General features: G+C 40.4%; 9 protein-coding genes. 8 read left to right on the top strand and 1 reads right to left on the bottom strand.

The annotated features are described in order from the left end of the window. Positions 1–22 precede the first annotated feature (22 nt). The 7 genes from H0486_RS13200 (at position 23) to H0486_RS13170 (ending at position 9,291) form a co-directional block, all read left to right on the top strand. Positions 23–2,266, top strand: a complete 2,244-nt coding sequence (locus H0486_RS13200) for an LTA synthase family protein (RefSeq protein ID WP_228353438.1) — start codon at positions 23–25, stop codon at positions 2,264–2,266. A gap of 16 nt (positions 2,267–2,282) precedes the next feature. Continuing rightward, positions 2,283–3,236 (top strand): alpha/beta hydrolase, encoded by a 954-nt coding sequence (locus H0486_RS13195; RefSeq protein ID WP_228353437.1) that lies wholly within the window; start codon positions 2,283–2,285, stop codon positions 3,234–3,236. Between the two features lie 537 nt (positions 3,237–3,773). Next, positions 3,774–5,108 (top strand): aspartate--tRNA(Asn) ligase, encoded by a 1,335-nt coding sequence (gene aspS, locus H0486_RS13190; RefSeq protein WP_228353436.1) that lies wholly within the window; start codon positions 3,774–3,776, stop codon positions 5,106–5,108. 91 nt (positions 5,109–5,199) lie between these two features. Then, positions 5,200–5,487 carry an Asp-tRNA(Asn)/Glu-tRNA(Gln) amidotransferase subunit GatC gene (gene gatC, locus H0486_RS13185; RefSeq protein WP_228353435.1) on the top strand — a complete coding sequence of 96 codons (288 nt, stop codon included), beginning with the start codon at positions 5,200–5,202 and terminating at the stop codon, positions 5,485–5,487. A 60-nt stretch (positions 5,488–5,547) separates the two neighbouring features. Continuing rightward, positions 5,548–7,026, top strand: coding sequence for an Asp-tRNA(Asn)/Glu-tRNA(Gln) amidotransferase subunit GatA (gene gatA, locus H0486_RS13180; protein ID WP_228353434.1), 1,479 nt, complete (start codon positions 5,548–5,550; stop codon positions 7,024–7,026). A gap of 1 nt (position 7,027) precedes the next feature. Next, a complete protein-coding gene (gene gatB, locus H0486_RS13175; RefSeq protein WP_228353433.1) occupies positions 7,028–8,464 on the top strand; it encodes an Asp-tRNA(Asn)/Glu-tRNA(Gln) amidotransferase subunit GatB in 1,437 nt (478 codons plus the stop codon). 443 nt (positions 8,465–8,907) lie between these two features. Continuing rightward, a complete protein-coding gene (locus tag H0486_RS13170; RefSeq protein WP_228353432.1) occupies positions 8,908–9,291 on the top strand; it encodes a PilZ domain-containing protein in 384 nt (127 codons plus the stop codon). Positions 9,292–9,298: 7 nt separating this feature from the next. On the opposite strand, the gene fliK is transcribed toward H0486_RS13170, so the two are convergent. Continuing rightward, on the bottom strand, positions 9,299–11,305 hold the full coding sequence (fliK, locus tag H0486_RS13165) for a flagellar hook-length control protein FliK (RefSeq protein ID WP_228353431.1): 2,007 nt from the start codon (positions 11,303–11,305) through the stop codon (positions 9,299–9,301). Positions 11,306–12,077: 772 nt separating this feature from the next. Between fliK and pflB the strand changes: the two genes are divergently transcribed. Next, positions 12,078–14,303, top strand: a complete 2,226-nt coding sequence (gene pflB / locus H0486_RS13160; protein ID WP_228353430.1) for a formate C-acetyltransferase — start codon at positions 12,078–12,080, stop codon at positions 14,301–14,303. Positions 14,304–14,311 lie beyond the last annotated feature (8 nt).

The raw sequence follows: 14,311 nt of genomic DNA, 5'->3' as shown, positions 1-14,311 counted from the left end.
TGAAGTTAGAGAATAGATGAACATGAATAACAAGCAGGAAGATAGTTCCTTCATCGATCAGAAGCAAAGCCTGTCCCAGAATAGCAGAATAACTGGTATGAATGAGCGATTATTGCTGACTATGGTATCCCTCAAAAATCAACTGAGGAGGTATATTACGCTTGCATTTCGCAGGATGAATAGAGCATGGAATGGTTCCGTACCATTATCTGTTGATAATCTTATTCTTCCGTTGAGCTTTTTGATAATCGCTGTAATCTATCTGGAATTGCTTCTTCATTTATTGCTTTATCGCAGTGTTGATATGAAAATGATTTACCCGGTTTTATTCGCTATTCCGGTGGGTATTTTTGCTGGCTTTCTTAGTGGATTGTTCCCGTACCACATTAATAGAGCAATTCTATGGTTAGCTACGGGCGCATTATGCTTTATTTATATAATACAGCTAATTTATTTTAAGATATTTAAGGTGTATTTCTCTTTTCAATCATTGGGAATGGCAGAAGATGCATTCTCTGAATTTAGTTCAGATATCCTGGAAGCGATTAAAGGAAATCTGGGAGGGATTATACTGCTGCTGGTACCATTATTGGTACTCGCACTCCTTTTAGAGAATCGAATCAGCTACAGCAGGAGAGGAGCTAAGGAACAGGGAATACTCTTGGGAAGTGGTATCGTATTTCAAGTTGTTGCTATAACAGCATTGCTACTCTTTGGAAAAGGGGATTATTCCCCTTATGATTTGTATTTTAAAGCTCAGGTGCATGATATGTGTGGGAAGCAGCTTGGGATAGCAACTATGACTCGATTGGATATTATGAACCTACTTTGCAGAGGAGAGGATTTGATATTGACAGATGCAACGATGCAGACCGATAATCCTCCTATCAAAGTGGAAGAGTCCAGAAATACAAAAAACTCTTCCGTTACAATAAAAAAGCAAAGCGTTACAATACAGGATAAGAACTCTAAGACAGAGGAGCCTGCACTTCCGCCTACTCCGACTCCTATTGATATCTCGCCCAATATAATGAACATAGATTTTGCCTCCCTTGCAAAGAAGGAAACCAGCAATACCATTCGTACTTTACATGAGTACTTTGCCACAGCTCCTCCGACGAATAGAAATAAATACACAGGTATGTTTAAGGGTTATAATCTGATTATGATCACAGCCGAGGGGTTTTCACCCTATGCAATTCATCCGGAGAAGACACCAACCTTATATCGATTGGTACGGGAAGGCTTTGTGTTTAATAATTTTTATACAGCACTTTGGCAGACAAGTACCAGCGATGGGGAATATGTTGCTATGACTGGATTAATTCCGATTGGTACAAGAAGCATGTATCAGGGCAGAAAAAATCTTTGGCCATTTTCGCTTGGTAACCAGTTCCAACAGATGGGAATTGATTGCAGGGCATTTCATAACCACACCTATACCTATTACCAACGAAATGAGACACATCCAAACCTTGGTTACACATGGAAAGCAAAGGGAAATGGACTAGTATTGGAGCAGGATGTATGGCCGGAATCGGATTTGGAAATGATGGCAGCTACCATTGACGACTATATTGAGGAGGAACAGTTTCACGTATATTATCTGACCGTAAGCGGGCATATGAACTATACCTTTCAAGGAAATAGTATGGCTTACAAAAATCGGGAAGCAGTAAAGGATCTACCCTGCTCCTCGGATGCAAGAGCATATATTGCCTGCCAGATGGAATTGGATAAAGCATTGGATTTACTTATTGCCAGACTGGAACAGGAGGGAATCGCTGATCGTACCGTTATTGCACTAAGTGCGGATCATTATCCCTATGGTTGGGGAAAAAAATATATCGACGAATTAGCAGGACATAAGGTGGACCCATACTTTGAAATCTATCGGAACCATTTTATTCTATGGAATCCTGGAATGAAAAAGAAGATCGTAATCGATGAACCTTGCTCCAGTTTGGATATTCTGCCGACCTTGTCCAATATGTTTGGATTGGAGTATGATTCACGCTTGCTGATGGGAAGAGATGTACTTTCAGATGCTGAACCCTTGGTCATATTAGCAAATCGAAGCTTTATCACGGATAAGGTAATGTACAATTCGGAAACGGGAGAAGTTATTAAACTGACCAAAGAGAAGCTGCCTAAGGATTACATTACCAATATGAATAACATAATAAAAAATAAATTTCAAATTTCTAAAAGTATTCTGGAGACGGATTACTACCGGAAGGTGTTTGAAGTATCCAAGGATGAATGAGGGGAGATACTGTTATATGAGTAATACAAAAGGAAAAGGAAAGAATCGAGTTAAAAAAATCGTCAAGGGTATAGTTATCGTATTACTGGTACTGTTTTTAGGTATACTGATTGTATTTCCGCCATTAATCATGAAAGATATGGTGGATCTGCATGTGGACTTTGATGAAACAATGGAAGCTTCTCAGTTTGGCTTGTCGGCAAACGAACTGGTATTAACAACCTCTGATGGTATTGATATTTCAGCCTATGAAGTATATACGGAAAAACCGAAGGCTGTTGTAATTATAATATCAGGAATCCATAATCCGTCAGTGACTTTGTTTTATGGTCATGCTAAAATGCTGAAAGAGCATGGATATGCTTCCATCCTATACGATATGCGAGCTCATGGAAAAAGTGAAGGAGACACCATCTGTGTAGGATATAAGGAGGTACTCGATACCAGGGCAGTTGTTGATTACATCACTTCCAGTGAAAAATATAATGACACTCCGATTGTTGTATTTGGAGTATCAATGGGTGGTGCTACGGCAATTAATTCGATTGGTGAAATTGAAGAAATTGACGGACTTATCAGCTCTTCGGCGTATGCTTCCTGGGATGATTGTTTTTATGACAATATGGTATTAATGGGAGTTCCCAAAGTGTATTCATACATTCAAAGACCATTTATAAAGCTTTATACCAACTTTAAGTATGGTTTTGATACAATGAATATTACACCGGAGAAAGAAATCAAAAAGCTCGGTGATCGACCAGCACTATTAATGCACAGCTATGAGGATTCTCAGGTGCCATACATAAACTTTACACGAATTATGAAAAATGCTCCTGAACATGTGGAGACTTGGGAAATAGAAGGAGATCGTCATTTTATCGTAGAGGAAGATAATTTTCTGGAGCCGGAGAAGGATAAGGAGTATAGCGGGAAAATCCTGGAATTTCTTTCGAAGTATTTTGGACATTAATCAGCTTCTAACTTAGGACATTCCATAAAATATTCTATAAATATTTCTTCTTGACAACGAAAATGATATATGCTAATATCAGTTATCAACAAAGGTGTTGCGAACACAATACCTTTGTATTTTTTTATAATTGTTATCGGCTAAGAAGGAGACTTTATTCTACCCAATAATCGAACGACAGGAATGGTGAGCCACCGACTGAGAGCACACCTATGATGATAAGTAGAATACGGAACACTCTGGAGCCCGCGGATTGAAATAGTAGTAGGTTCGCGCGTGACACGCGTTAAGTGTTTGAAAGTGGGAGAGCTATATGCTCTCAAGGCGGGTGGTACCGCGGGAATTTAACTTCTCGTCCCGAAGAATGCATGTTTTTACAAAGCATTCTTCGGGACTTTTTGATTCTTGACCTATAATCTGTAGGAAATGGGCCAGTGATCAAAAGGTTCTGAAGAATGCAACCGGATTACAAGAGTATCCTATGAGAAAGGCTTAGGAGATATGTAATCTGATAAGTGTAGAAAAGGAGGAAAAGAGATGGAATTTATTCGTGGTTTCAGTCAAAGAAAAACAAGTGAGATTCATGACATCCTCAATCAAGGAGTTACGGGCACTGTGAAAATAAACGGTTGTATTCATAGTATTCGGGATATGGGTGAATTTGCATTTGTAGTACTTCGTAAGAGCGAAGGTCTGGTACAATGTGTATATGAAGATGGGATATCTGAGATTAATCTCAAAAGCCTGAAAGAGGGAATGACAGTTGAAGTGGAAGGTCTACTCCATGAAGAGGAGAGAGCGCCACACGGCTTTGAGGTTCGATTAAGGGATATTCAAATTCTATCCTCACCCCAGGAAGGAACGATGATGCCGTTACCCATTTCAAAATGGAAGATGAATACCTCACTGGAATCAAAACTGGCATACCGCCCCATATCCTTAAGAAATATCAGAGAACGTGCAAAATTCAAAATTCAGGAGGGTATTGTTCGAGGCTTCCGTGATTTCCTATTCTCACAGAATTTTACCGAGATAAGAACACCTAAAATTGTTGCAGGAAATGCTGAGGGTGGAGCGAATGTATTCAAATTAGAGTACTTTGGGAAGAAGGCCTTTTTAGCTCAGAGCCCACAGTTTTATAAACAGACGATGGTAGGAGTATATGATCGTGTATTTGAAGCAGCACCAGTATTTCGTGCTGAGAAGCATAACACGACCAGACATTTGAACGAATATACAAGCCTGGATTTTGAAATGGGATATATTAATGGTTTTGAAGATATTATGGAAATGGAAACAGAACTGTTGCGCTATGTTTTTACATTGCTAAATGATAAATATGCTAAGGAATTGAAGCTTTTGCAGATAACCTTGCCGGAGATCAAGGACATTCCGTCGATACGGTTTGATGAAGCTAAGCTTATGGTATCAGAAAAGTATGATAGAAAAATAAAGAACCCTTATGATTTAGAGCCGGAGGAGGAAGTACTGATAGGAAAATGTATTAAAGAAGAATATGATAGTGATTTTGTATTCATAACCCATTATCCTTCTAAGAAGCGTCCGTTCTATGCAATGGATGATCCGGCGGATCCCAAATTCACATTAAGCTTTGACCTGTTGTATAAGGGGATGGAGATCACCACTGGCGGACAGAGAATCCATGATTACGATATACAGGTAGAAAAAATGATATCACGTGGAATGAATCCAGAGGATTTTACGAACTTCCTAATGATCCATAAGCATGGAATGCCACCCCATGGTGGACTTGGCATCGGCTTGGAGCGACTTACCATGAAGCTGCTTGATGAGCAAAATGTTCGTGAGACCACTTTATTCCCAAGAGATGTCTCAAGACTTGAGCCATAAAACAGAAAAAGAATGTTATACTAACAAAGCAATTATGTAGTACTCAATAATCGTTATACTGAAATCATATGGTATGAAAGGTGGTGCTTTTATGAAAATAAATGAAGAAACTGTACAATATGCTGCTGCTCTAGCAAAGCTTACAATATCAGATTCAGAAAAGCAGAAGGTAGCGGAGGATTTAAACCGTATTCTGGATTATATAGAGACAATGAATGAGCTTGATACAGAGGGTGTGGAACCCATGTCCCATGTACTTCCGGTGAAGAATGTATTCCGTGAGGATATCGTAATCAATCAGGATGATCGGGATCAGCTCATTAAAAATGCACCAAAGCAGAAGGATGGGTGCTTCTCGGTACCAAAAACTGTGGAATAAAGTATCAATGTGCCAAGGCACCGGATGAATGTGCTAAAGCACTGGAGGGAGGTAAATGCTATGAGTGAAATAACGGCTATGACAGCATTAGAAGTAAGTAAAAAAGTTAAGGATAAAGAACTTAAGGTGGCTGAGGTTCTGAAGGCTCAGTTAGATAAAATAAAGGAAAGAGATCCTGAGTATCATTGTTATATTACGGTATCGGAGGAAGAAGCCTATAAGCAGGCTGATGAAGTGCAAGCGAGAATCGATTCGGGTGATCTGCAGGGTGCACATTTAGCCGGCGTACCTATGGCTGTCAAGGATAATATATGTACGGAAGGAATAAAAACAACCTGCGCATCGAAAATACTATCAAATTTCGTTCCAACCTACGACGCAACAGTAATAGAGAAATTGAAGAAGTCAGGTGCAATTATACTAGGTAAAACGAATATGGATGAATTTGCAATGGGAAGTACTACAGAGACCTCCTATTATGGTGAAGCAAAAAATCCATGGAATAAAAAGCATGTAACAGGAGGCTCCAGTGGAGGCAGTGCGGCTGCTGTTGCAGCAGAGGAAGCCTTTTATGCCTTAGGCTCCGATACCGGTGGTTCCATAAGACAACCCGCTTCATACTGTGGAGTAACCGGAATAAAGCCCACCTATGGAACAGTATCTCGTTATGGTTTAATTGCCTATGCTTCTTCCCTTGATCAAATTGGAACCATTGGCAGAAATATATCGGATTGTGCAGCCTCTCTTGAAGTGATATCCGGTCATGACAGGAAGGATGCTACTTCCATTGATCAAAAGTCTTATGAATATACGCATGCACTTATTGATAATGTAAAAGGATTAAAAATCGGAGTGCCCAGTGATTATTTTGATGATGGACTGGATGAAGAGGTGAAAGACTCACTTTTTAAGGCAATGGAAGTATTTCGTAGGAAAGGGGCAATCGTGGAAGAATTTGAATTACATTCTGTTAAATATGCGATTCCATCCTATTATGTAATAGCCTGTGCAGAAGCAAGCTCTAACCTGTCAAGATTTGATGGAGTGAAGTACGGTTACCGTACACCGAATTATGAGGGATTACAGGAAGTATATAAAAATACCAGAAGTGAAGGCTTCGGTGATGAAGTAAAACGAAGAATGATGATTGGAGCCTTTGTATTAAGCTCTGGATATTATGACGCATTTTATAACAAGGCTTTAAAAGTAAGAGCAATCATTAATCAGAGCTTTCAAAAGGCCTTTGACAGATATGATATCATTCTGGGACCCACTGCGCCGACTACTGCACCGGTATTAGGATCAAGCTTAGCTGACCCATTGAAGATGTATTTATCGGATATTTACACCGTATCCGTGAATTTGGCAGGTCTGCCTTCCGTGAGTCTGCCATGCGGTAGAGATTCCAAGGGATTACCCATTGGAATGCAATTAACCGGAAAGCATTTTGGCGAAAAGGATATTATTCGAGCTGCTTATAGTTACGAGCAGGAAGCCTGCTATCTAAGACCGAATTTGGATGAAAGGAAGGTGCATTAGCATGAAGGCATATGAAACCGTCATTGGATTAGAGGTACATGTGGAATTAGCGACGAAATCTAAGATATTCTGTGGATGCACGACTCAGTTTGGAGGCGAGCCTAACACTCACTGCTGTCCAGTATGCACCGGTATGCCGGGTACCCTTCCTGTATTAAATAAGCAGGTGGTTGAGTTTGCAATGGCAGCAGGGCTTGCACTGGGTTGCACCATAACTCAGAATTGCAAATTTGACCGTAAGAACTACTTTTACCCTGATCTTCCGAAAGCATATCAAATCTCTCAGCTCTATCTTCCGATATGTAGGGACGGTGGTATAGAGATTGAGACAGAGTCCGGTAAGAAAATAGTCAGAATACACGAAATTCATATGGAAGAGGATGCCGGAAAGTTAGTCCATGATCCATGGGAGGATTGTACCCTAGTGGATTATAACCGCTGTGGAGTACCTCTGATTGAAATCGTAAGTGAGCCGGATATGCGTTCTGCAGAAGAGGTTGTAGCCTATCTTGAGAAATTGCGATTGATTCTGCAATATCTAGGAGTGTCTGACTGTAAGATGCAGGAGGGCTCTCTCCGTGCAGATATCAACCTCTCCGTACGTGAGGTTGGAGCAACGGAGTTCGGAACTCGAACAGAGATGAAGAACATGAACTCCTTTAAAGCAATTGCAAGAGCCATCGAAGGAGAAAGAAAACGTCAGATTGAGTTGTTGGAATATGGGAAACAGGTAATTCAGGAAACAAGACGCTGGGATGATAATAAAGACACCAGCTTTGCCATGAGATCCAAAGAGGATGCCCAGGACTATCGTTATTTTCCGGAACCGGACCTTCCTCCCATCGAAATCAGTGATGCTTGGATTGAGAAGGTGAAAGCCAGCCAGCCCGAGCTTCGTGATGAGAAAATGCTTCGATATCAAAAGGAATTCGATCTACCGGCCTATGACGCATCGATTCTAACAGCTTCCAGGCACCTGGCAGATTTGTTTGAGGCTACCGTCGCACTTTGCTCAAAACCGAAGGAAGTGTCGAACTGGCTGATGGTAGAAACCATGAGACTACTTAAGGAAATGGAAATGGAGGCGGATGAGATCCGCTTTAAACCGACTCAGCTCGCCGAATTAATTGAGCTTGTAGACAGCAATAAAATCAACCGTACAGTGGCAAAAGAAGTGTTCGAGAAGGTCTTTAAGGAGAATGTAAATCCTGCTCAATATGTGGAAGAGAAAGGTCTTGGTATGGTATCAGATGATGGGCTGCTACGTTCAACAATTGAGAGGATTATCTCAGAGAACAGTCAGTCCGTAATCGATTATAAGAACGGCAAGACGAAAGCAATGGGCTTCCTTGTCGGACAAACGATGAAGGAGATGAAGGGAAAAGCAGATCCCGGCAGAGTAAACGAAATCGTAAAGGAACTATTGGATTTAGCGTAATTGCTATAAGGTATGTGTAGTATAGAAGAACCGACAGGATGGGAACAAGACAATGGCTGGGAATATATCCGCCACGGAGCCGTTCGCACTTAATTGCGCCTAGTAACGGTACATAAGACTCTATAAGACAGAGTCTAAGTACCGACTGGCGCAAATGCTCCGTTCTGGATATTTTCCCAGCCATTGTCTTGTTCCCATCCTGTCGGTTCTTCGTCGTTACATACGACTCTAAAAAACAGAGTCTTATGTAACGACTGGCGTAAATGCAGCATTCCGGATATATTTTCATCCACTGGCCCGTTCCCATTCTGTAGGCTATTCTGACTGGGTTTGAATTGTATGGAATCGCGATGGATAGGTATTTCTTTTTATTGTATATGGTTCGATAGTGAGATATAATGACAATATGTATTGGTGATTATTGGTTTAATGGAGGGCCTGTCATGGAAGAAAGAAGAAGAGCAAAGAGGATGCCGATTATGCTATCATTAGAGATATTGGATCTTTATAAGCAGGATAATGTATTAGTTAGTAATCTACATGCTCCAATTGAGGTTACTGATATTTCGAAAACTGGAATGGGTTTTATATCAGAAAGTACGTTACCCATCGGATATTATTTTGATGCAAGCATTAACTTAGGGATGACTAGCGATACACTGCATTGTGTTATAAAGATAATTCGCAGCCAGCCCATCGATGATAAAAAGACTGCTTATGGCTGCGAATTTGTAGGAATGGCTTCGATATTATCCTATCTATTTGATGACTATGAGCATAATATCGATGACCATAATAATTCTGAAAATAATAACGATGTCAAATAAAATGAAGCTATGTTCGAATATCAAAGGTGTAACGATTCACTAGGCTATCACCAGTGTTTTCTTCGATTAAATCTTTGACAAGGTCAGGCTTATTATAGGAGGAGGATACTGTATATTGAAGCTGGTATCCTTTTTTTGCCAATGCCTCGGATAAGGATGGCAGATTGCTTTCGATTATTTGCATGGCATCCATGTTATCAAGCGAGAAGTTAGCACGGATCATATTCTGCTCCATCCCAACATGGATATTAAGGGGTCCCAAATGCTCCATATCCAGATGAAGAAGTACACTTAAAGCTTTTTTCTCATGTAGTGCATGCTTCTTGGTAAATACATATAGCTCGCTATGTATATTCTGCTCTTTTAATTGTACCGGAAGTGGCAGATAAGTAAATGCCTCATTTAGGTCTTTAATAAAACGAATATTTTCCTGCATGTTTTTCACAGGCTCCTGAAGACGTAATGTTTCTTCAGAGCCTTTTCTTATATTTGCTAATTGATTTAATTTTTCCATATCCTCTTGAAGATTCTGATACATTTCCTTAACAGGAGTTTTTTTGGCTAGTTTCTCCGGAGTAATTGTCCATTTCTGTAGAAAGGCCTGTTCAAGGAGCTTCTGGTATTGAGAAGAGGTTAGAATTTTTTGCGCAATGGTTTCATTGGCTAATTGCAGATTGTTTTGAAGAAACTGTAAAACATCCTTTATTGTAGCCGTACCGAATGATATTTGCTCTCTGATACCCTCTGATCCAGGGATGGATGCTAATAAATCGGATAAGGAGGCTTGATCCTGTTGACCTAATATATTAGAAAGCTTCATTATAGAATCCGACATGAGGTTAGTATCAAACGAAGGATTCTGTATTTGCTCCAGTACTTCAGGATAAAGCTTTGATACCATGGCTGTCATATCCTTCTCTGACAGACCTTCCTTTGGTATTTGCTCCAGAAGTAAATTCACGATGCTTTCTTTTAATTCCGAATTCCCTGATAGCTTATCTTCTACGAACTGATTTATAAAGGAAAGGGTATCTATATGAGCTGTTTGATCTTCATTTGCTGATAAAGGTGTTACTGCTGAAGGATACAGGATATCAATTAACTGCTTATTCATCATAATAGCTTGATCTACGATTTGTGAGGCATTCGTTGGAGATATCTGGGAATTTTGTGCTGCTTCTTGCATCTGTAATAGTTCATCTGAATTCGCAGAATTAGGTGCCGTAATTGCCACTGGTATATTTATATCAGTATTGGGAGTCGCATTGGGATCAATTCCATAGGCAGAAGGGCTGACTAAAGAAGCAGTGGTACTAATATCGGACAGATTGTCCGGCTCCATGGAAGCAACGGATGATAACAATTCGTTGATAGAGGCAGTAATATTCTTAATATCCGACATCATTTGCTGTGTCCCATTTTGATATGCTTCAAACTGCGCTATGTTTGATGCGGTCATAGGGATATTATTTTTATGCATCAAGACAAGAGTAAGCGCAGAGGCTTCCCTATTGGCATTGGATATTCGGATTAATGTCTGAAGAGTCTGTTTATCAACTGGCATGGTATGTCTAAGAAGCTCTCCCACAATCGTTTTATTACGATCTGTCATAGCGAGTCCGGATGCAGTCAGCGCTTTTTGAATGGCTGCATCTGGTGGGGTAGAGGAATCCGGTGATATGTATTTTAGGACTAATCGGTCTCCGTTATGCTCAGTAACTTGAAACTGAGCTTCCTGTCCAATGGATAAGGAAATATCCCCTGACAGCTTTGCGGTAACTACCTGCTTGCCGGGTTCTATTTGAACCCGCACCTCATTCAGACGATGATCAATAATTTGTCCTTTAATCTGCTGTCCAACCTTTAGATCAGCAAGAGTATTTTCTTTTACAGGTTGAGTCGTAGCACTATCTGAACGGCTAACAGATTTCGCAGACTGGTTCCCTAAAGCAGATGAGGATGAACCTGTTTTCTTTGATTTGTATTGCGAAATTGAAGAATGATTAATCTCCATATAATATCCCTTCTATTTATAATAAATAATCAATCGTTAATTATCATGGCTAAGGTAATGAGGCGTATCTCTAAGTCAGTATGTAGTACGCTATATAATATATCGACTTACAGAAGGTTTTTAATTACCACTAATCCTTATATTATCTTGGCACAATATTGATTTCAGGTAAACACATATTGAATAATATTACCAAATAATTAACTTAACACCTGAATAGGGGTGAAAGACCATAATAGTTGATTTGAATCAGTCGGTACATAAGGCTCTGTTTTGTAGAGCCTTATGTACCGGAGAAGAACTGATAGAATGGGAACAGTCCAGAGGCTGAAGGTATATTCAGAACGGAGCATTTGTACATGTCGGTACTTAGACTCTGCTTTTTAGAGTCTTATGTACCGAAGAAGAGCAGATAGGATAAGAGTGGGTAATTATCCATAGCGGAGTATTTGCACGCGTCGGTACTTAGGTCCTGTTCTTTAGGGCCTTATGTACCGTTACGCAGTGCAATTAAGTGGAAACGGCTCCGCGGCGGATACATTACCCACTCTTATCCTATCTGCTCTTCTCTAATCTAAACAGTACAGCAATGCAAAAACAGTTCTATTTTGTGATTTGCGTCACAGAAAATAAAATTTATGCATGTTATATATAATTTGAAGTGATGGAAGGATTTACAATAATATCCACATCTTTTATATGTAAAGGATCCATCAAAGAAGACTATAATAGCATAAATGAGCTGTTGTAGATGTTGAAATGGAGGATTAATATGAGACAGGAATGGTATGATTTTCATCCAGGAAGCTGGACAACAGAGGTAAATGTCCGTAGCTTTATTCAAGATAACTATACGCCCTATGAGGGAAACGAAGACTTTCTAGCCGGACCAACCACAAGAACCAAGGAGCTTTGGAATGAGGTAATGGAGCTTATGAAGGAGGAGAGGGAGAAGGGAATTATTGACGCGGAAACCTCAAAGCCTTCCACAATTACTGCCTTTGGACCTGGCTATATTGATAAAGAGAAAGAAGTAATTGTAGGCTTTCAGACCGATAAACCACTCAAACGAGGAATTATGCCTAACGGTGGAATCCGTGTGGTGAAAAATGCCCTACAGGCTTATGGCTTTGAGCTGGATAAAAAAACAGAGGAAATCTATTCGGAAAATCGAAAAACACATAACGATGGTGTTTTCGATGCCTATACGGATGCAATGAAAAAAGCAAGGCATACTGGAATCATAACCGGTTTACCGGATGCTTACGGACGGGGTAGAATTATAGGAGATTACCGCAGAGTGGCTCTTTATGGTGTAGACTTCCTAATTGAAGAAAAAATGCATGAGAAGAAGCTATTAGAAATATCCATCCTGGAATCACCGGATATTCGTTTGCGTGAGGAACTCTCTGAGCAGATAAAAGCGTTAAAGCAGCTAAAGGAAATGGCATTGGGATATGGATATGATATCAGCAAGCCGGCCTCCAATTCCTTTGAAGCCACACAGTGGACTTATTTTGCTTATCTGGGTGCCATAAAGGAGCAGGATGGAGCGGCTATGAGCTTGGGAAGAGTCACTACCTTCCTGGATATCTACTATGAGCGCGATCTTCGAAATGGTAAAATAACGGAAGAAGAAATTCAGGAACTGATGGATCAATTTGTAATGAAGCTTCGTATGGTACGCTTCTTAAGAACACCTTCTTATAATGATCTGTTTTCTGGGGATCCTACCTGGGTTACGGAGTCCATTGGTGGAATGGGCTTGGATGGAAGAACCCTCGTTACCAAGAGCAGCTTCCGTATTCTTCACACACTATACAATCTGGGACCGGCACCTGAGCCTAATCTAACCGTGTTATGGTCCGTATCTCTTCCGGAAAACTTTAAGAAATACTGCGCCAAGGTATCCATTGATACCAGTTCGATTCAATATGAAAGCGATGATATCATGCGTGAGGTCTGGGGCGATGATTATGGAATTGCCTGCTGCGTATCCGCAATGAGAATCGGTAAACAGATGCAGTTCTTCGGTGCACGTGCTAATCTGGCGAAAGCTCTGCTCTACGCCATTAACGGAGGAAAGGATGAAATTAGTGGTGAACAGGTAGGTCCCATGTTCTCACCGATTACCAGTGATTATCTGGATTATGATGAGGTTATGGCTAAATTCGATCAGACTCTGGATTGGTTATCGGAATTATATATCAATACCTTAAATGTCATCCATTTTATGCATGATAAATATAACTATGAGCGCTTACAGATGGCATTGCATGATATTAATATCCTTCGTACTGAAGCTTGTGGTATAGCGGGTCTATCCGTTGTGGCTGACTCTTTATCTGCCATCAGGCATGCTAAGGTGAAAGTAATACGTAATGAAGAAGGTCTTGCAGTGGATTATGAAATAGAAGGAGAATATCCTGCCTTCGGTAACAATGATGATCGCGTTGATCAAATCGCAGTGGAACTGGTAGAGCGCTTTATGAATAAGCTACGTAAGGTAAAAACCTACCGTAATGCAAAGCAAACCTTATCCGTATTGACAATTACCTCTAATGTGGTGTACGGTAAGAAGACGGGAAGTACTCCGGATGGACGTAAGGCGGGAGAGCCGTTTGCTCCTGGTGCCAATCCGATGCATGGAAGGGACAAAAGGGGCGCAGTTGCCTCCATGTCCTCTGTCGCTAAGCTACCCTATAAGCATGCGGAAGACGGAATATCCTATACTTTCTCGATCATACCCAAAGCTTTGGGCAAGAACATGGAGGAACGAATTAATAATCTGACAGGGTTATTAGATGGATATATTTCAGAAAAAGGTCATCATATCAATGTGAATGTATTTGACCGTGAGACACTGATTGATGCCATGGAGCATCCTGAAAAATATCCACAGCTGACAATCCGAGTATCCGGTTATGCAGTGAACTTTATTAAGCTAAGCCGTGAACAGCAATTGGATGTTATTCATCGTACCTTCCATGAAAGGTAATTTTCGGG

Origin of the sequence: Variimorphobacter saccharofermentans, from assembly GCF_014174405.1 — a bacterium.
Classification (GTDB): Bacteria; Bacillota; Clostridia; order Lachnospirales; family Lachnospiraceae; genus Mobilitalea; species Mobilitalea saccharofermentans.
The sequence above is the reverse complement of the archived record's forward strand: the minus strand, read 5'-3'. Positions and strand labels throughout refer to the sequence as shown.